This is a genomic window from Azospirillum aestuarii, assembly GCF_016632405.1.
GTDB classification, from domain to species: Bacteria; Pseudomonadota; Alphaproteobacteria; order Azospirillales; family Azospirillaceae; genus Azospirillum; species Azospirillum aestuarii.
This window is the reverse complement of the sequence record NZ_JAEPIV010000001.1, coordinates 132920-152161: the sequence shown is the minus strand read 5'-3', so window position 1 is coordinate 152161 and position 19242 is coordinate 132920. Positions and strand designations below refer to the sequence as shown.

General features: G+C 69.7%; 12 protein-coding genes. 6 read left to right on the top strand and 6 right to left on the bottom strand.

Annotated features, from left to right (window positions below; genetic code table 11):
* Positions 1–20: 20 nt before the first annotated feature.
* The 5 genes from JJL56_RS00685 (at position 21) to JJL56_RS00665 (ending at position 6682) form a co-directional block, all read left to right on the top strand.
* Positions 21–3482, top strand: coding sequence for an AAA family ATPase (locus JJL56_RS00685; protein WP_200483815.1), 3462 nt, complete (start codon positions 21–23; stop codon positions 3480–3482).
* A 110-nt stretch (positions 3483–3592) separates the two neighbouring features.
* Positions 3593–4738 (top strand): FAD-dependent oxidoreductase, encoded by a 1146-nt coding sequence (locus JJL56_RS00680; protein ID WP_200483814.1) that lies wholly within the window; start codon positions 3593–3595, stop codon positions 4736–4738.
* A gap of 26 nt (positions 4739–4764) precedes the next feature.
* Positions 4765–5226: a hypothetical protein gene (locus JJL56_RS00675; RefSeq protein ID WP_247889538.1), complete on the top strand. Its 462-nt coding sequence runs from the start codon at positions 4765–4767 to the stop codon at positions 5224–5226.
* A 160-nt stretch (positions 5227–5386) separates the two neighbouring features.
* The gene (locus JJL56_RS00670; protein WP_145627166.1) at positions 5387–6085 is read left to right on the top strand and encodes an OmpW/AlkL family protein; all 699 of its coding nucleotides are present in this window, start codon (positions 5387–5389) and stop codon (positions 6083–6085) included.
* A gap of 162 nt (positions 6086–6247) precedes the next feature.
* Positions 6248–6682, top strand: coding sequence for a CBS domain-containing protein (locus JJL56_RS00665; RefSeq protein ID WP_200483813.1), 435 nt, complete (start codon positions 6248–6250; stop codon positions 6680–6682).
* Positions 6683–6786: 104 nt separating this feature from the next.
* Here the strand turns inward: JJL56_RS00665 and JJL56_RS00660 are convergent, their stop codons facing one another.
* From JJL56_RS00660 to JJL56_RS00640, 5 genes are all read right to left on the bottom strand, one after another.
* Positions 6787–7431 (bottom strand): response regulator, encoded by a 645-nt coding sequence (locus JJL56_RS00660; RefSeq protein ID WP_014198344.1) that lies wholly within the window; start codon positions 7429–7431, stop codon positions 6787–6789.
* Between the two features lie 448 nt (positions 7432–7879).
* Complete coding sequence (locus JJL56_RS00655; protein WP_200483812.1) at positions 7880–9670, bottom strand: acyl-CoA dehydrogenase C-terminal domain-containing protein; 1791 nt, start codon at positions 9668–9670, stop codon at positions 7880–7882.
* A 17-nt stretch (positions 9671–9687) separates the two neighbouring features.
* Complete coding sequence (locus JJL56_RS00650; RefSeq protein ID WP_200483811.1) at positions 9688–12021, bottom strand: 3-hydroxyacyl-CoA dehydrogenase/enoyl-CoA hydratase family protein; 2334 nt, start codon at positions 12019–12021, stop codon at positions 9688–9690.
* A 27-nt stretch (positions 12022–12048) separates the two neighbouring features.
* The gene (locus JJL56_RS00645; RefSeq protein ID WP_211110865.1) at positions 12049–13212 is read right to left on the bottom strand and encodes a thiolase family protein; all 1164 of its coding nucleotides are present in this window, start codon (positions 13210–13212) and stop codon (positions 12049–12051) included.
* Entirely contained in the window at positions 13209–13694 is a 486-nt protein-coding gene (locus JJL56_RS00640; RefSeq protein WP_145627174.1) for a MerR family transcriptional regulator, read from the bottom strand. The genes JJL56_RS00645 and JJL56_RS00640 overlap by 4 nt, the downstream gene beginning before the upstream one ends.
* A 311-nt stretch (positions 13695–14005) precedes the next feature.
* Here JJL56_RS00640 and JJL56_RS00635 point away from each other — a divergent pair, with 311 nt between their 5' ends.
* The gene (locus JJL56_RS00635) at positions 14006–14188 is read left to right on the top strand and encodes a hypothetical protein (protein ID WP_145627176.1); all 183 of its coding nucleotides are present in this window, start codon (positions 14006–14008) and stop codon (positions 14186–14188) included.
* A gap of 91 nt (positions 14189–14279) precedes the next feature.
* Here JJL56_RS00635 and JJL56_RS00630 read toward each other — a convergent pair whose 3' ends face one another.
* Positions 14280–19160: an alpha-2-macroglobulin family protein gene (locus JJL56_RS00630; protein WP_200483810.1), complete on the bottom strand. Its 4881-nt coding sequence runs from the start codon at positions 19158–19160 to the stop codon at positions 14280–14282.
* Positions 19161–19242: the final 82 nt, after the last annotated feature.

Sequence of the window (19242 nt, the reverse complement as noted above, 5' to 3'; positions counted from 1 at the left end):
GGGCAGAAGGCTTCGATCCCGTGCACTTCACGCGCCTCCGCCTGTCCGGCTTCAAGTCGTTCGTCGACGCCACCGATCTGGTGATCGAGCCGGGCATGACCGGCATCGTCGGCCCCAACGGCTGCGGCAAGTCGAATCTGGTGGAGGCGCTGCGCTGGGTGATGGGGGAAACCTCCGCCAAGCGCATGCGCGGCGACGACATGGACGACGTCATCTTCGGCGGCACGGCCAATCGTCCGGCGCGCAATCTGGGCGAGGTCGCCCTCCTCATCGACAACCGCAAGCGCACCGCCCCCGCCGGCTTCAACGAGCACGACGAGCTGGAGGTCACGCGGCGGATCGAGCGGGGCAACGGCTCCGACTACCGCATCAACGGCAAGCTGGTGCGCGCCCGCGACGTCCAGCTCCTCTTCGCCGACAACGCCTCGGGCGCCGGCTCCCCGGCGCTGGTCAGCCAGGGCAAGGTCGGCCAGATCATCAACGCCAAGCCGCAGGACCGCCGCATGCTGCTGGAGGAGGCGGCGGGCATCACCGGCCTGCACTCCCGCCGGCACGAGGCGGAGCTGCGGCTGCGGGCGGCCGAAGCCAACCTCATGCGCCTCGACGACGTGATCGGGGCCATGGACACCCAGCTTCAGAGCCTGAAGAAGCAGGCGCGGCAGGCCGCCCGCTACCGCAACCTCTCCGAACAGATCCGCAAGGCGGAAGCGGTGCTCTGGCACCTGCGCTGGATCGCCCATGAAGGTGAGCTGGCCCGCGCCCGCGGCGCCTTCGCCAAGGCCGAGGGCGCGGTGCGGGAATTGATGCTGGCGGTCACCCGGCTCACCACCCGCCGCACCGACGACGCCGCCGGGTTACCGGAAAAGCGCCAAGCCGAAGCGGCGGCGGCGGCGGCCCTGCAACGGCTGGTCATCGCCAAGGAACAGCTCGACGCCGAGGAGAAGCGGGTCGCCGAACAGCAGCGCGTCCTGCTCTCCCGCCTGCAGCAGATCGCCGGCGACCTCGGCCGCGAGGAGGCGCTGGCCGCCGACGCCGGAGATGCCCTGTCCAGGCTGGAGGCCGAGCGCGACCGCCTGCTCGAAGCCCAGGCCGACGAGGAGATGCTGGAGGAGGCCGCGCGCGAGGCGCTGGCCGACGCGCGGGAGGCGGTGGACGCGCTCGACCGCGAGCTGACCCGCCTGACCGAGCAGACCGCCGCCGACGAGGCCCGCCGCGCCGCCACCCAGCGGCAGGTCGCTGATTTTGAAACACGGGCTTCAGGGCTTGCCAGGCGCCTCGCCGAGCAGCAGGTCCAGCGCGAGACTCTGGAGCGCGAGATCGCCGCCCGCGCCGACGTGGCCGAGTCCGAACTGGCGGTCGAACTGGCCGAGCAGCGTCTGGAGGAGGCGCGCGAGGCCGCCGAGCGGGCCGAGCGGGCAAAGTCCGACGCCGAACCCGCCCAAGCCCGCGCCCGCGAGGCCCTGCAAACCGCCGAGTCCGCCCGCGCCAAGCTGAAGGCGGAGGAAAGGGCATTGGCCGAGCTGCTGTCCGCCGGGGCGGGCGACCTGTTCCCGCCGCTGGTGGATGCGGTGACCGTCGCTCCCGGCTATGAGGGCGCCCTGGCCGCGGCGCTGGGCGACGCGCTGACCGCCCCGCTGGACGAGGCCGCTCCGGTCCACTGGCGCCACCTGCCGCCCTACCCCAACGCCGCTCCCTTGCCTGCCGGGGCCGAACCGCTGGCCGCCCGCGTCCAGGGACCGGAGGCCGCCGCCCGCGCCCTGTCGCACATCGGCGTGGTGGCCGACAACGCGGCGGGTGCCGCTCTGGCCGCCGGCCTCGTCCCCGGCCAGACCCTGGTCAGCCGCGACGGCGGGGCGTGGCGCTGGGACGGGCTGACCGTTCAGGCCGGCGCGCCGACGGCCGCCGCCGTCCGCCTGAAGCAGCGCAACCGCCTGAACGAGCTGCGCGGCGAGCTGGACCTCGCCGACGAGCGGCTGGACGTCGCCCGTGACGCCCTGGACGAGGCCAAGCGCGCCGTCGAGGAGGCCGCGCAGGCCGACCGCCGCGCCCGCGACGCGGTGCGCGAGGCCTTCGCCGGGGTGACCGCCGCCCGCGACCGTCACGCCAAGCTGGCCCGCGAGGCCGACGCCGCCGCGTCGAAGCTGGCGGCGGTGGTCGAAGGCATCGCACGGCTGGAGATCGACCGGCAGGAGGCCGAGGCCGCTCTGGAGGAAGCGCGGGAGCTGCTGGACGCCCTGCCCGACCCGCGCGAGGGCCGCGACGCCGTCAACGACCGCCGCGCCACGCTCGCCGAGCACCGCGCCGTCCTGGCCGAGAAGCAGAACGCGCTGGACCGCCTGACCCGCGAGGCGCAGTCCCGCCGCCAGCGTCTGGCCGCCATCCAGCAGGATGTCGCCTCCTGGGGCACCCGCTCCGCCGGGGCGGGCGGGCGCGTGGCCGAGTTGAAGGAGCGCGCCGCCGCCGCCGAAGCCGACCTCGCCCAGCTGCAAAGCCGCCCGGCGGCGATCGAGGCCGACCGGCAGGCCCTGCTCGGCCGGATCAGCGAGGCCGAGCGCGCCCGCAAGCGCGCCGCCGACGCCTTGGCCGAGGCGGAGAACCGGTTGGCCGAGACCGAGAAGCTGCTGAAGCAGGCCGAATCCGGTCTGGCCGACGCCCGCGAGGCCCGCGCCCACGCCGAGGCCGCCGTCTCCGCCGCTCTGCAGAACGGCCAGTCCCTGACCGAGCGGATCGCCGAGCGGCTGAATTGCCGCCCCGAGCAGACCCGCGCCGCCGCCGACCTCCCTCCCGACGAGGCGATGCCCGACGTGACAGTCGTGGAGTCGCGCCTCGACAAGCTGACCCGCGAGCGGGAGAACATGGGTCCGGTGAATCTGCGCGCCGAGATCGAGGCCGCCGAGCTGGAAACGCAGATCGGCACGCTGCAGACCGAGCGCGAGGATCTGGTCAGCGCCATCGCCCGCCTGCGCCAGGGCATCGCCAGCCTGAACCGCGAGGCGCGGGAGCGTCTGGTCGCCTCCTTCGACACGGTGAACCGCAATTTTCAGGAGCTGTTCATCCGCCTGTTCGGCGGCGGCAAGGCGCATCTGGAACTGGTCAACGCCGAGGACCCGCTGCAGGCCGGGTTGGAAATCTATGCCAGCCCGCCGGGCAAGAAGCTTCAGGTGCTGTCGCTGCTGTCCGGCGGCGAGCAGGCCTTGACGGCGCTGTCGCTGCTGTTCGCCGTCTTCCGCTCCAACCCCGCCCCGATCTGCGTGCTGGACGAGGTCGACGCCCCGCTGGACGAGGCCAATGTCGGCCGCTTCTGCGATCTGGTCGAGGACATCGCGCGGGAGGGCAACACCCGCTTCCTGATCATCACCCACCACCGGCTGACGATGGCCCGCGTGGACCGGCTGTTCGGCGTGACCATGGTGGAGCGGGGCGTGTCGCAACTGGTCAGCGTGGACCTGCAGAAGGCCGAGGAACTGCGCGGGGCGGCGTAACGGGCCCCAATCCCCCATCCGCAGGCTTTCACGGCTTCATTCCGCTCTCCCGGACGCATAAGATAAGGCGGATGAACGACCGGCCCGGTCGCCGGAATGGGAGAGGCAAAGTGGAACGGGTGGATTTCCTGATCGTCGGCGGCGGCATGGCCGGCGCCTCGGCGGCCTATGAGCTGGCGGCGCACGGCAGCGTTGCCGTGCTGGAGCGGGAGAGCCAGCCCGGCTACCACTCCACCGGCCGGTCGGCGGCGCTCTACACCCAGACCTACGGGCACCCGGTGGTCCGCGCGCTGACGGTGGCGAGTTGGGATTTCTACATCAACCCGCCGGAGGGCTTTTCGGAGCACCCGCTGCTGACTCCGCGCGGCGTCCTGCTGATCGGGCGGGCCGACCAGAGCGCCGCGCTTGACCGCGACTTCGCCGAGGGGCGCCGGCTGACCCCGACCGTCGAGCGCCTCGACTGCGCCCAGGCGCTCGCCCGCGCCCCCTTCCTCAAGAGCGATTACGTGGATGGCGCGGTGTGGGAGCCGACGGCCATGGACATGGACGTTCACGCCATCCACGGCGGTTATCTGCGCGGGCTGAAGGCGCGGGGCGGGCGGCTGGTGACCGACGCCGGGGTGACGGCGCTGGAACGGCGCGACGGGCTGTGGATCGCCACCACCCCGGCGGGCGATTTCGCCGCCCCGGTGCTGGTCAACGCGGCGGGCGCCTGGGCCGACGTTCTGGCGGGGATGGCCGGGGCGCGCCCCGTCGGTCTGGTGCCGAAGCGCCGCACCGCCATCACGTTCGATCCGGTGTTCGCCGATCCGGCGGACGCGACGGGACTCGCCGGCTGGCCGATGACCATCGATGTGGACGAGCGGTTCTACATGAAGCCGGAATCGGGCCGGCTGCTGCTTTCCCCCGCCGACGAGACGCCCGTGGAGCCCTGCGACGTGCAACCGGAGGAGTTGGACGTCGCCGTCGCCATCGACCGCATGGAACAGGCGGTGCGCTTCTCCGTTCGACGTATCACGCACAAATGGGCGGGCCTGCGCAGCTTCGTCGCCGACAAGGTGATGGTGGTGGGCTACGACGAATCCGCGGACGGCTTCTTCTGGCTCGCCGGCCAGGGTGGCTATGGCATCCAGACGGCGCCGGCCATGGGCCGCACCGCGGCGGCCCTGGTCACCGGAAGCGGCTTGCCGGCGGAGGTTGCGGCGCTTGGCGTGCGTGCGGAGGATCTGGCGCCGGCCCGGCTGCGGCGCCCCTGACGGGAGACACGGCGATGCGCGGGACGATGACGAGGATCGGATTCGGTGCGGCTCTTCTGGCCGCCGGCCTTCTGGGCGGCTGCGCCAATCCGGCCGCCGATCAGGCAATGGTCGCGCAGAACGCGCTGGTCGGCATGCCGAAGCAAACCCTGCTGTCCTGCGCCGGGGTTCCGGAACGGCAGGCCACTGCCGGTGACTTGGAATTCTTCACCTACCGCAGCAACCGTCTGATCTCCTACCCGTCCTGGGGCGGTTACGGCGGCTACTGGGGCTATCCCTACGGTGGCTGGGGCGGTTACGGCTATGATGTGACCAGCGTCGATTGCGAGGCGACCTTCACCCTACGCAACGGCGCGGTGGAGCGCATCGTCTATGGCGGGTCGTCCAGCGGCGGAAGCCGACTCGGCCAATGCTACGCGATCGTACAGAACTGTCTGGCGCAAGTCCCTTCACAGTCCCCACAACCCTCCATGGCCCCAGCGCGGTAAGAGTTCCAGTCCATGCGACAACTCGTCGCTGTTGCAAAGCCGCCTCACTATGACGTTTTGGTTGAGGCGGCATAGCAACCCTAAAAAAACTCTGGTAATACATCTCCAGGCTTTAAGCCAAAAAAACGACATCAGCTAATTCTGCCCTGGAGCGAATCCCATGACTTTCCTGAAGCGCGCCGCCGCCGCCCTGCTGGCGACCACGGCTCTCGCCGCCGTTTCCTCCCCGTCGCTGGCCCAGGATTTCAAGGGCAAGTCCGCCGGTGACATCCTGGTGCGCGCGCGCGCCCTGGCCGTGATCCCGCAGGAAAATGGTGACCTGATCGGCGGCGGCCCGTTCGGCGGCAGCAACATCGGCAGCGTGGACATCGAGAACGACTACATCCCCGAACTCGACGTCTCCTACTTCATCACCGACAACATCGCTCTGGAGCTGATCGCCGGCACCACCCGTCACAAGGTTTCCGGTTCGCTGATCACCGGCAACGACATCGACGTGGGCAAGGTGTCGCTGCTGCCGCCGACCCTGACGGCCCAGTACCACTTCTTCACGAAGGAGCGTGTCAGCCCCTACGTCGGCGCCGGCATCAACTACACCTGGTTCTACGACGAGACCGCCGCCCGGAGCACCAACGCGGACGGCTTCACGACCAACACCGTCGACTACAAGAACCGCTTCGGCTGGGCGCTTCAGGCTGGTGTCGACGTTGCCCTGACCGGCAACTGGTCGCTAAACCTCGACGTCAAGAAGATCTTCCTGAAGACTGACGTTACCGCCAACGTCAGCGGCGTCCCGGTCACCTCGGACGTCAAGATCGATCCGTGGCTGATCGGCATCGGCGTCGGCTACCGTTTCTAATCGGCATTTCCGGAGCCTCTCACGGGAGGCTTCGCGAAACCGCTGGATTCAGGCCGGTTACTCCGAAAGGAGTAGCCGGCCTGTTCCTTTTTGCGACTTCCTACAGCGGCAACTGTGGGTGAGCATACCCTTTCGTGAATCCGCGCGGGAGGAAGCGCAACCATGCACATTGCCGCCGTCTTGAAAAGGAAGGGCACGGGGATTATCACCGCCAGTCCGGAGGACCGGATCGACGCGGTCGCCCGCAAGCTCGCCCATCACAAAATCGGCGCCGTCCTGGTGATGAGGGATGACGGCCGGCCCGCTGGAATCCTGTCCGAACGCGACATTGTCCGCGCCGTGGCCGCGGACGGGGCCGCCGCCCTGGAAAGGCCCGTCGGTGACCTGATGACACGCGACCTCGTCACCGGAAGCCCGTCCGACACGGTGTCCCAGATCATGGGCGTCATGACGCAGCGCCGCATCCGCCATCTGCCGATCCTGGAGGACGGCGAACTCGTTGGATTGGTCAGCATCGGCGACATCGTGAAGGCGCGGCTGGACGACGCGGAACTGGAGGTCGAGTCGCTGCGCGGCTACGTCGCCGGGATGGGATAAGGCGCCACCGCCGGCTCAAAACCGAAAACGCCCGCGGGAGATCCCGCGGGCGTTTTCAATGGTGGAACTGCCGGACGGTTGGTCTGGGCAGTCGGTCCAGACGGTCAGGCGGAGTGCGACTGTGGAAAGGCCATGGCGGCCTGGGTGCGGTTGCGCACACCCAGCGATTTGAAGATCGCCGTCATGTGGATCTTCACCGTGCCCTCCGACAGGCCCAGCTCATGAGCGATCTGCTTGTTGGACTTGCCTTCGCGCAGGCGGTCCAGAACCTCGCGTTGCCGCTGGGTCAGCAGATGGTCGAGCTGCGGATCGCTGGGCGGGATGGCGCCAACGCGCACCTCGGCCTCCCCGGACTCGCGCAGCACGGTCGGCGGCACATAGACGCCACCGGAGAAGATGAGGTCCAGCGCGCTCAGCATGATCTTCACGCTGGAGGATTTCGGGATGTAGCCTGCGGCGCCATGCTCCAGCGCGTCGCGCACATCGTGATGCGCCTCGGACGCAGACACGACCACGACCTTGGAGTCGGGCTGCTTTCCCCGCAGGTCTTGGATGCCGGAGAAGCCGGGCCAACCGGGCATGCGCAGATCGGTCAGGACGAGGTCGTAGGTCTCGCCCTTGCCAGCCTTTTCCAGAAGCTCATCAAAGTTGCTGGCTTCCTCAAAGCTGGCACCCTCCTTCAGCTGCTCGAGCAGCCTGCGCAATCCCTCCCGGAAAAGCACATGGTCGTCTCCGATCAGGATTTTCATCTGGTGGTGCCCCCGTACTCAGTGCTTTCAATGGTCCGAACGTACAGCCCTGACACAAGGCCAGTGTTCCAACCCTCAGTTTCGGAAAAAATGCAGGTCATTTTCAAGCATCATATGACCCAATTCCAAAAGGTATAGAAAGTCCTTATGCAGAGTAATGTCACATCAGATGTACCACGTTTCGGTGGGGGTGGACAACCCGAATTTAACCTTTGTCACATTGCAAGCTCTGAGCAATGGCATTGCTGCGCGACAGCAATATCCATTTCACGCGACATCCACCCATGACGAAAGTGAGCACGAATGTATCAAACCATAGGGTTGCTCATGACAAAGAACCGTTGTTTTCATACTTTCTATCTTTCGCATCTCTCGAAGCGAAAAGGCCGGAACGGGTGAAGCATACACCGATCCCGGCCCAAAGGCATAGACCCCGTATGGCTGATCCTCAGAAGGCGTTCTCCTCCATCTCCATCAGAGGCTTGGACCCGGCCATGATGGTGATGAACAGGGCGTTCGTCTGCGGCAGCAGTTTCGTCATGTAGAATCGGGCCGTCCTGATCTTGGCCTCGAGGAAGGTCGCATTGCCCTCCCCCGCCGCCAGTTTCGCCTGCGCGACCTTGACCATCCTCAGCCACATCCAGCCGAGCGCCACCAGACCGAACAGCCGCAGGTAGTCGGTGGCGGCGGCCCCTGCCTCCTCCGGGTCCTTCAGCCCCTTCTGCGCGATGATGGCGGTCGCCTGCTGGAGCTTGGCGAAGGCCTTGGCGAGCGGCAGGACAAACTCGGCCAACTCCTCCTTTTCCATGTCGGCCTCGATCTCGGCGCCGACGGGGTGGAAGAAGCGGCGCAGCAGCCGGCCCATGTCCTGCGGCAGCTTGCGCCCCACGAGGTCCAGCGCCTGGATGCCGTTGGTGCCCTCGTAGATCTGGCAGATCCGGGCGTCGCGGACATACTGCTCCACGCCGGTTTCCCAGATGAAACCATGCCCGCCATGCACCTGCACCGCGATGTTGGCCGACTCGAAGCCGATGTCGGTGAACAGCGCCTTGACGATCGGCGTCATCAACTGGACGAACTCGTCCGCCTCCCTGCGCGTCTTTTCGTCCGCGTGCTTCTCCGCCACGTCCAGCTTGTAGCCGACCAGCGCGCCGAGCGCGCGGGCACCCTCGGTGTAGGCGCGGGCGGTCAGCAGGTTCCGCCGCACGTCGGGATGCACGATGATCGGGTCGGCGGGTTTGTCGGGATGCGCAGTGCCCTTCAGGGAGCGGCCCTGGAGCCGTTCCCTGGCGTAGGCCACGGCATTCTGGTAGCTGACCTCGGCCACCCCCAGCCCCTGGATGCCGACGGCGAGGCGGGCCGCGTTCATCATCACGAACATCGCCCGCATGCCCTTGTGCGGCTCGCCGACCAGCCAGCCGGTGGCGTCCTCGAAGTTCATGACGCAGGTCGCCGACGCCTTGATGCCCATCTTGTGCTCGATGGAGCCGCAGGCGACGCCGTTGCGCGGACCGACGGTGCCGTCCTCGTTGGGCAGGAACTTCGGCACCAGGAACAGGCTGATGCCGCGCGTTCCGGCCGGCGCGTCGGGCAGGCGCGCCAGCACCAGATGCAGGATGTTCTCGGTCAGGTCATGCTCGCCGGCGGAGATGAAGATCTTCGTGCCGGTGATCCTGTGGCTGCCGTCCTCCTGCGGAACCGCCTTGGTGCGGATCAGCCCCAGGTCGGTGCCGCAATGCGGCTCCGTCAGGCACATGGTGCCGGCCCAGGTGCCGTCGACCAGCCGGCCGAGGAAGCGCTGCTTCAGCGGGTCCGATCCGTACATGGACAGGGCGTTGTAGGCCCCCAGCGACAGGCCGGGATACATGCCGAAGCTGAGGTTGGCGGAGCAGATGAACTCCTCCAGCATGGTGTTGACCAGCTTCGGCAGCCCCTGCCCGCCATAGGCCGGGTCGCAGGACAGCCCCTGCCAGCCCGCCTCGATGTAGGTGGCGTAGGCCTCCTTGAAGCCCTTGGGCGTGCGCACCACGCCGTTCTCGAACGTGCAGCCCTCGCCATCGCCGGGCTGGTTCAGCGGGAACAGCACCTCCTCGCACAGCTTGGCGCCTTCCTCCAGGACCTGGGCGATCAGGTCGGGGGTGGCGTCCTCGTAACCCGGCAGTTCGGCCAGCTTGCCCGCGCCGACGATCTCGTCGAGGACGAAGCGGACATCCTCCAGCGGAGCCTTGTAGATCGGCATTGCTCAGTCCTCCCCCATCAGTTCCGCAGCGGCTTGCCGGTGGTCAGCATATGCTCCACCCGGTCGATGGTGCCTTCGGTCCGCACCAGCTCCATGAAGGCCCGGCGCTCCAGCGCCAGCATCTGGTCCTCGGTCACCGGCTGGGTGACGTCGGCCTTCGGCCCGCCGGTCAGGATTCCGGCCAGCTTGCCGCAGATCACCATGTCGTGGGGCGTCGCCTTGCCCTGGAGCGCGAAGCCTTCGAGGAACAGCTCCAGCGCCGCCCGCCCGTTGGGGCCGGGAAGCGTGTAGGTGACCTTCTCGGGCGGGGTGTAGTTTGCGGCCAGTTCCAGCGCCTTGGCCTTGGCGTCGGCCAGCAGGCGGTCGCGGTTCATGGTGATGCCGTCGCCGGGGCGCAGGTACAGCAGGTCCTTGGCCTCCGCCGCCGACTTGGCGACCTTGGCGAGGCTGATGGTTTCGAAGGCCCCGGCGATGGGCGGCATCGGCCCCTTGGGGGTCCGCGGGTTGGCGGCGTGGCGGGCCAGCATCTCGGTGCAGCCGCCCCAGCCGGGGATCAGCCCGACGCCGACCTCGACCAGCCCCACATACGTCTCGGCATGGGCCTGCACATGGTCGGAATGCAGCAGGATCTCGCAGCCGCCGCCGAGCGCCATGCCGCTGGGCGCAGACACCACCGGGAAGGGGGCGTATTTCAGGGCGCGGTAGGCGCGCTGCCCGCCCTCCACCAGCTCCTCGATCTGCGGCCACAGCCCGACGTTCAGGGCGAACAGGGCGAGGCCCAGATTGGCGCCGACCGAGAAATTGTCGGACTCGTTGTGGATGACCAGGGCCTTCCAGTCCCCTTTCCCGTCCCCGATCAGCTTCATCGCCTTGCCGTAGGCGGCCATGACGTCGCCGTCCAGAGCGTTCATCTTGCTGGTGAACTCGACACACAGCACGCCGTCGCCGATGTCCCACAGGCTGGCCGAGCCGTTCTTCCACACCGGTTTCGACGCCCGCTTGATGTCGGACAGCAGCAGAACGCCGTCCGGCCGCACCACCGTGTCGTAGAGTCCGGCAACGGTCAGGTGTTGGAGCTTGCCATCCTCCACCCGGTAGAAGGGCCGCCCGGCGGCCTGTTCGACCAGCGGCGGGACGGGGATGCCCTCGCTGCGGCAGAGGTCGGCGAACCAGGCGGTGCCCAGCCGGTCGATCAGCTCGAAGGGACCCTGCTTCCAGTTGTAGCCGAGCCGCATCCCCTCATCGACCGCGACGATGCTGTCGGCGATCTCCGGCACCAGCGACGCGGCGTAGGACAGCGTGTGGGCCAACACCCGGCGGGCGTACTGCCCGGTCTTGTCGGGGAACTCGGCCAGCGCCCGCAGGTCGCGCCCGGCGGCGGACACGCTCTCCAGCCGCGGCTTGTCGGAGCGGCGGTAGGCGCCGGTGGACAGGTCGATGGCCTCCTTGACCTTCGCCCCGCCGTCCCGGTTCAGGCGGTAGAATCCGCCCTTGCCCTTGCGCCCCGTGTAGCCCTCCGCGATCATCCGGGTGATGACGGGGTGCTCGCGGAAGGCGGCGCGGTAGGGATCGTTGCCGGGCAGGGTCGCCAGCAGGCTCTTCGCGATGTGCGGCATCAGGTCGAGACCGACGAGATCGACCAGACCGAACACGCCGGTCTTCGGGATGCCCATCGGGCGGCCCGCGATGGCGTCGGCCTCCTCCACCGTCAGGCCGAGATCGACGGCCGCGTTGATCGCCGTTTGAATCCAGTAGACGCCGATGCGGTTGGCGATGAAGCCCGGCGTGTCCTTGCAACGGACCACCCCCTTGCCCAGCGCGCGGTCGCCGACCTCGGCGACGGCGGCCAGAGCGTCGGGCCGGGTGGCCTCGCCCCCCACGATCTCCAGCAGCCGCATGTAGCGCGGCGGGTTGAAGAAGTGGGTGATCAGGAAGTCGCGCTTGAAGGCGTCCGACTGCCCCTCGACCAGCACGCCCAGCGGGATGGTCGAGGTGTTGGACGACACCACGGAGCCGTCCTTGCGCACTGGGTCGATGCGCCGGTAGAGGTCGGCCTTGACCGCCGGATTCTCGACGATCGCCTCAACGATCCAGTCGACGTCGGCCAGCAGGGCGAGGTCGTCCTCCAGATTGCCCGGAGTCACCAGCCGGGCGTTCTTCGGGTGCATGAAGGGCGCGGGGTCAGTCTTCAGAAGCCTCTGGATGGCCCCCTTGGCGATGGCGCTGCGGTCGTCACCCTCCTTGGCGGGGATGTCGAGCAGGACGACGGGGATGCCGGCGTTCGCGAAATGGGCGGCGATGCCGCTGCCCATCACGCCGGAGCCGATCACGGCGGCGCGTTTGATTTCCATGGTCGTTGCCTCCCTGTCCCGCCGCCGTCAGACCGCTTCCAGGATGGTGGCGATGCCCTGGCCGCCGCCGATGCACTGGGTGGCGAGAGCGAATTGCTTGCCCTCGCGCTTCAGAAGGGCCGCGGCCTTGCCGGTGATGCGGGCGCCAGTGGCGCCCAGCGGGTGGCCGAGCGCGATGGCGCCGCCGTCCAGGTTCACCTTGGCCGGGTCGATGTCGAGGTCGCGCATGCAGGCGATGGCCTGGGCGGCGAAGGCCTCGTTCAGCTCGATCACGTCGATGTCCCGGATGGACAGGCCGGCGCGCGCCAGCGCCTTCTGCGCCGCCGGGACAGGACCCAGCCCCATCACCTCCGGCGCGCAGCCGGCCACCGCAACGGAGCGGATGCGGGCGAGGATCGGCAGGCCGTTGGCCTTGGCGTAGGCCTCCGTCGTGACCAGCACCGCCGAGGCACCGTCCGTCAGGGGGGAGGAGGTGCCGGCGGTGACCGAGCCGTCGGCCAGGAAGGCGGGCTTCAGGCCGCTCAGCGTCTCGCCGCTGGTGCCGGGGCGGATGCAGCCGTCGCGCTCCACGAGGCCGGCCGCGGTCTGGATGGCGACGATCTCCTCGGCGAGGCGCCCGGCCTGCTGCGCCGCGGCGGCCTTGGCGTGGGACTCGGCGGCCATCGCCTCCTGGTCCGCGCGGGAGATCTCGTAACGGCGGGCGACATTCTCCGCCGTGACGCCCATCGAGCAGTAGGCTTCCGGATAATGGTCCTTCAGGCCCGGATGGGGCAGCGGGTTGTAGCCCATCATCGGGACGCGGCTCATCGACTCGATGCCGCCGCAAAGGAAGACCTCGCCCGCCCCCATCTGGATGGCCCCCGCCGCCTGATGGATCGCCTGCATGGAAGACCCGCAATAGCGGTTGATCGTGGTGGCCCCGGCGGTCAGCGGCAGCTTCGCCAGGAAGGACACGGTGCGGGCGATGTTCATGCCCTGCTCGCCCTCGGGGAAGGCGCAGCCGACGACGACGTCCTCGATGTCCTGCGGGTTGACGCCCGTGCGCTCGACCAGCGCCGCGACGACGTGGGCCAGCAGGTCGTCAGGACGGACCTTCGCCAGTTCGCCCTTGTTGGCGAAGGCGAAGGGGGAGCGGGCGTAGCCGGCGATGACGACCGGATTGGCGGGCGTGGTCAAAGGCGCCAGGGTCATGGTTGCGTGTCCTCCGTGGTCGGCGTCTCCGTGATTCCGTTCTTGCGGAAATGGTCGGAGATCTGGGTGTCGATGATGCGCAGCTCGCCCAGCGTCTGCTGGACGTCCTGGAGTTGCCGTTCCAGGTCGGCGATGCGGCGGCGGGCGATGCGCTGCATGAAGCGCATCTGTTCCTTCTGGATCTCGTCCGCGTCGTAGAGGGTGAGGAATTCCTTGATCTCGGCGAGGCTGAAACCCAGCCGCTTGCCCCGGCAGATCAGCGCGAGTCGCGCGCGGTCGCGGTGGCCGTAGACGCGGGCGGTGCCGTCGCGCTCCGGCGCCAGCAGCCCTTCGTCCTCGTAATGGCGGATGGTGCGGTGGGTCAGCCCGAACTCGTCGGCCAGTTCCCCGATGGCGAAGGAGCGCCCGGCACCCTCCGCGTCGGGCTCCGGCCCGGCATCGTCGCGCGCGCCCAGCCCCATCAACCTTGCGGGTTGCGACATCCTCCCACCCTTCCCTTGATCGTCATTGCCCTTTATCGTCACGGGTTGACGTTTACGTAAAGGTAAGGCGCTTGCCATTTGCTGTCAAGCGGGCAACCCGCTCCCATTCCGGTGCCCTCCCGGTGCCCATCGGGGTGCGGCGCGGGCGCGCTGTGACAGCATGCCACGGGCGATGGGCCTCCCCAGCTATGGCAGGCTCGGGTCATTCAACAACAAGCCGCCGGCGAACCCGGGCCATGAATGGCCGGACGCAACGGCCGGTCACAGGGCAGGACAAACCGGAGTCACGGCAAACAGGGTTGGGACAGCCGATGTCGTCGCGCGCCATCGTTTCGCTGGGCGTCTGGATACTCGCCATGGTGCTGATCGGCACTATGACGGTCGGGGTCGCGTTGCTGTTCTATGTGGCGCTGACCGCCTTCTGCGCGGTCGTGGTGGCCATCCTGATGCTCATCACCCGGCAGCGCGACGACGACCACAAGACGATCGTCTGACACCGGCGCGGGCCGGAAAAGCCAGTCCGGAAAAGGCAAAAGCCCCACCGCCCGCGCGCGGCGGACGATGGGGCTTTTCCGTTCGGTCCGCTTACTCCGGCAGGACGCGCAGGCGCGACGCGGCGGTGCGGGCCGACTGGTGCGGGCGGTAGAGATCCTCGACCACGGCGCCGGGCTGGGCGTAGTCGCCGGGCGTCACCGCGCGCACCAGATAGACCAGCCGGAAGCGCGGCGCCTGCTTCGTCATGTCAAGCGCGGCGACGAAACGGTCGTCGCGGTAATCGACGGCGCGCGGCGTGGTCAGCTCGCCCAGCCAGGACAGGTCGCCCAGCGGCGCCCCACCCCCGGCGAAGCGGGCGGCCTCGATCTCGAAGCCGGCGGGCAGCGGATCGGACACCAGAACCTGCCGGTCCACCGGATCGGCGGCGCTGCCCTCCAGGATCACCACCAGCCGGTCGTTCGGGCGGACGGCGCCCGGATCGGCGGGCCGCCCGGTCATGTCGAACAGGCTGCGGGTGACGGTCATGCCCTGCTCCTCCGCGCCCGGCGCCGCGTCGGCGATGCCGGACACCGACAGGATCTGGCGCAGCGGTTCGCCCCCGGCGTTGCGGATGGCCGGCGGGGCCGCCGGATCGATCCGCTGGAACAGCGGCTTGGCGCCTTCGGTGACCTGATCGTTCCCCTGCTGATCCTTCCGGGCGATCTTCATCGGCGGCGCCCGGTCGATCAGCGCCCTGACGGCCTGGAGAAGCCACGCCTGCTCCTGCACGCCGGTCGTGCGGACGGCGGCGTAGGTCTTGGACAGGCGCTCGGTCGCCTGGGTCAGACGATCGCGCTCGACCACGCCGCTTTCGGCCATCAGCGCCACCACGCCGGCCTCGTCGCGCAGCGACGAGCCGTAGTCGCGCAGGCTGGCCGACACGACGCGGGCGCCGGACAGCCGCCCGAAGGCTTCCGCCGCGCGGTCCTTGTCGCCCAAAGCGGCGATGGCCGTGGCGACCTGGGCGCGGGCGAAGTCGGTCTGCAGCTTGTCCCAGAAGGTTTCCTGGAAGTAGCGGACCGCGCCGGCATCGACCATCTTGGCGCGGGCCAGCACATAGAGCGCATAGGCGCGGGCCGGCTGCTCGTCGGCCTCCACCCAGGCGTTGTCGAGCGCCCCGCGCAGCCCGTCCAGCCCCTTGCGGTAAGGTCCTTCCGGCACGCGGTAGCCGGCGGCCTTGGCTCGGCCGAGGAAGTCCAGCGCGTAGGCGGTCAGCCAGGAATCGGCCTCTCCCTTCGGCGACCAGGCGGCGAAGGCGCCGTCCATCCGCTGGAAGGTCAGCACGCGGTCCACCGACCGCTGCACCCGCGCCTTCACCCGCTCGTCCGAGGCGACGCCCAGCGCGACCGCCTCGTCGCCCAGCGACAGCAGGGGCAGCGCGCGGCTGGCCGTCATCTCCAGCCCGCCGGGGCCGCCGCGCTCCAGCGCGGTCAGCAGGCCGGGCAGGTCGAGGTCCGGCAGGTTGCCGAGCGACAGGGCCGCCGTCGCGGTCTCCGGGCGCAGGCCGTTCAGCAGGTCGGCGGGAAGCTCGACGCTGCGCTCCGGAGCCAGCATGGAGGCGGTGCGGCGGGTGACCAGCGGCGAAGCCGGGCGCACCGGGATCTCCCACTGGCGCGTGATGCGCAGGCCGTCCGGCCCGGTCACGTCCAGCGCGATGTGCCCCGTGCCGACGCCGTTGGCGGTCAGCACCCGCCCGGCGGTGGCCCGCTTGCCCCGGCCCAGCTCGGGCACGGCGATGGTCCCCTCGCTGAGCGACACGGCGCCGCTGGCGATCAGCGAGACGCTGTAGGCGCCCGCCGGCCCGCCGACGTTGTCGAGCGTCATCGGAACCACCGCCCGGTCCCCCGGCGCCAGGAAGCGCGGCAGGCCCAGGTCGGCCAGCACCGGATCGGCGACCAGCATGGAGGATTCGGAGCGGCCCAGCTTGTCCCCGCTCCAGGCCACGGCCATCAGGCGCAGCCGGCCCTGGAAGTCGGGGATGTCCAGCGGCACCACTACCTTGCCCTCCGGCCCCACGGTCAGCACGCCGGAGAACAGGGAGACGACGCGTTCCGACTTCTGCGGGACGGTGACGCCGACCTGACGCAGCCGCGGAGCGGCGCCGGGGCGCGTGCGGGTGGCATCCAGGACCGCCGGGTCGATCAGCCGCCCGAAGGAATCGCGCAGCTCCACGCCCAAGCGGCGCTTGCCCAGATAGTGGTCGATGGGATTCGGCGAATGCTGGTCGGTGAGCTGGAGCACGGCGTCGTCCACCGCGGCCACCGTCACATAGGCGGGCTGGCCTTCCGGCGCGCCCGCCACCACCACCTCCGCGGTGACGGCGCGGCGGGGCTCGGTCTGCGCCGGGGCGGCGACGCGCACGTCCAGCGCCCGCTCGTCCCCGTCCACCGCCAGCCAGGACAGGCCGACGGCGCGGCGCGCCACGCCCTTCGACGGGCCGCCCGCGGCGTCCGGCGCGCCGAAGGCGGTCGCCAGCACATAGACGCCGCCGGTCCAGGTCGGATCGACGGGGATTTCCAGGAAGGCGCCCTCCGGTCCGATGCGTCGGGTGGAGGCGTGACGGATCTTGCGGTCGGCGACGGCGATCAGCACCTCGCTGTCGTAGGGCGGCTTGATGTAGATCCAGGCCGTCTCGCCGCCCTTGTAGGCGGGCAGCATGACGGTGACGTCGACTTGGTCGGGACGTTCGCCGGCGGTCGGGGTCATCCACCAGCCGGCGGCGAAGCGCAGGCTGCTCGCCACGCCGGTCTTGGGGTCGAAGACCTCCAGCCGGTAGCGCCCGGCGGTCACCGGGGCTTCCACGGAACCCGGCTTGGCCGCCTGGGCGGCGAGCGTGCCGCCGGTCACCCGCTGGTCGCGCACCGTGACCTTGTAGTCCCAGCGCCCATTGGCCTCGAACCAGGCGTAGTCGTACTCCTCCTCGAACAGCTCGTAGGAGAGATCCTCCTTGTCCATCGGCTGGCCGTCCGGCCCGACCGCCACCACGTCGAAGCCGGCGGTGGCGCCCTCCGGCACCCCGTCGCCCTCGAAGCGCGGGCGGATGCCGATGGCATAGGGCTGGTGGCGCACCGGCAGGACCAGATCGCGGCTGACCGAGCGGCCCCCGATGTCGAGCAGGGTGGCGCGGACGACCGCTTCCAGCGGCTTGGTGCTCTCCGGCACCTTGGGCAGCGCGAGGTCGGCCTTGGCCTGCCCGTTGCGGTTGGTGGTGAAGCCCGGCATGTCCGCCCGCAGCGGCTTCACCTCTTCCTGGGCAAGGCCGAAGCGGTAGCCGGGCAGGTTCGGGTAGGGATTGCCCGCGGCGCGCAGCGTCACCGCCAGCTCGCCCGGCAGGCCCGTCGCCGGGGCGCCGTAGAGGAAATGCCCGTCGACGGTCAGGGTCGTCTTGCCGTCCGCCGGAAGCTCCGCCGCCTCGGCGGTCAGGGCGACCTCAAGCCGCGGCGGCACGAAGTCCTCGACCAGGAACTCGGCGCGGCCCAGCACCGGACCCATCGTGTTCGGCCCCGTCGTGCTTGATTGCGCGCCGGCCTCCGGCTCGCCGTGGGCGGTGACGGCCCAGGTGCCGGTCATGGCGTTGGCCGGGATCTCGACACGGGCGGCGAAGCTGCCGCCGCCGGATTCGGCGAGCGGGCGGCGGTCCACCTCGAAGCCGTCCGGGCGTTGGATCTTCAGCGTGACGGGACGGCCGGTGACCGGCTTGGCGTCGGCGTCGCGCAGCAGCATCGCCAGATGGACCGTCTCGCCGGGGCGGTAGATGCCGCGCTCGGTGTAGAGGAAGGCGTCGGGCTGGCCGGGAACCGGGCGCGCCGGGACCACCGCCGCGACACCACCCGGCGCCGCGTTCGGCGCCCCGCCCGCCGGAGGCGTGTTGGCCAGAGTCGGCGTCACGAGGTCGAGGAAGCCGAAGTCCCCCGCCCCGCGGTAGGCGAACAGCGCCTGCACCGGTTCCCGCCCGGCGGCGCGCAGGGCGGCGAGGTCGAATCGCGCCAGCCCGTCCGCTCCGGTCAGCGCCTTGCCGAGTTCCTCGTTGTTGCGGGCGAGCAGGCGCAGTTCCACGCCGGCTTCCGGGGTCGCGCCCTTCACGGAGCGGGCAAAGACGACCAGCGCGTCCTCGCCGGTGATGGCGTTCAGGCCGAGGCCGGAGACGACGAACCACTGGGTCGCCTTGTGGTCCCAGCCGCCGGGCTTGATGTCCTCGGTGCTGGCCACGGCGATGTAGACGCCGGGCTCCAGCCGGCCCAGGACGGCGTCGATCGGAAAGGGCGTCACCACCGCCTGGTTGCGGCTGTTGCTGATCGCCATCTCGCCGCGCCACACCTCCTGGCCGGAGCGGTCGAGGATCTCGCCGACCTCGTGGTCGGACATCTGTTGGCCGATGCGGCCGAAATAGATCTTCTCGACCAGGCTGCGGTCGTTGATCCGCAGCACCTGGAGCTTCGCCCGGTCGAGATTGATGGAGCGCAGCGGCAACCCGTCGGCACCGATGCGCGGCAGGATGTAGCCCGCCCCGCGGAAGGCCAGCGCCGGCTTGCGGTTCGGCACCTCGATGTCGCGCGCGTCGGGGTTCGGCAGGCGCTTCCCGTCGCTGCCCGGCAAGCCGTCGCGCAGGGTGACGCGGTAGCTCTGCCCGTGCTTCAGCCCCTCGACGCAGAGCGTGCGGTCGCGGGCGACGGCGGTCCCGTCGAAGGCCGCCCCGCCACCGCCCCCCCCATTGCCGGCGGGCGTCACCTCCACATAATCGCGGTAATTCACCGCCCGCGACTTCTCCAGCCGGTCGGTGAAGGTGAAGCAGGCCTGCGGCACGTCGCGCTCCGCCACCACCTCGGCGGAGGAGACGCCGAAGGGCACCGGCTCGGGCGGCGCGTCGGCGGCGATGACGGGGGTTGAGGACGCGACGAGGACGGCACAGACACGCGCCACTGCACGCAACATTCGATCTTCCCTGGACCAGCCGCCCGGCGCGGCGCGCGCGGGCCTATGCGAATACGTCGGGCCTGCGAAAACGCCGTTTTCG

Excerpts from the sequence above, each read along its gene's own strand:
- JJL56_RS00635 (WP_145627176.1), top strand. The coding sequence starts at position 14,006 with ATGTCGTCGCGCGCCATCGTTTCGCTGGGCGTCTGGATACTCGCCATG.
- JJL56_RS00670 (WP_145627166.1), top strand. The coding sequence starts at position 5,387 with ATGACTTTCCTGAAGCGCGCCGCCGCCGCCCTGCTGGCGACCACGGCT.
- JJL56_RS00640 (WP_145627174.1), bottom strand. The coding sequence starts at position 13,694 with ATGTCGCAACCCGCAAGGTTGATGGGGCTGGGCGCGCGCGACGATGCC.
- JJL56_RS00660 (WP_014198344.1), bottom strand. The coding sequence starts at position 7,431 with ATGAAAATCCTGATCGGAGACGACCATGTGCTTTTCCGGGAGGGATTG.
- JJL56_RS00675 (WP_247889538.1), top strand. The coding sequence starts at position 4,765 with ATGACGAGGATCGGATTCGGTGCGGCTCTTCTGGCCGCCGGCCTTCTG.
- JJL56_RS00655 (WP_200483812.1), bottom strand. The coding sequence starts at position 9,670 with ATGCCGATCTACAAGGCTCCGCTGGAGGATGTCCGCTTCGTCCTCGAC.
- JJL56_RS00650 (WP_200483811.1), bottom strand. The coding sequence starts at position 12,021 with ATGGAAATCAAACGCGCCGCCGTGATCGGCTCCGGCGTGATGGGCAGC.
- JJL56_RS00645 (WP_211110865.1), bottom strand. The coding sequence starts at position 13,212 with ATGACCCTGGCGCCTTTGACCACGCCCGCCAATCCGGTCGTCATCGCC.
- JJL56_RS00665 (WP_200483813.1), top strand. The coding sequence starts at position 6,248 with ATGCACATTGCCGCCGTCTTGAAAAGGAAGGGCACGGGGATTATCACC.
- JJL56_RS00630 (WP_200483810.1), bottom strand. The coding sequence starts at position 19,160 with ATGTTGCGTGCAGTGGCGCGTGTCTGTGCCGTCCTCGTCGCGTCCTCA.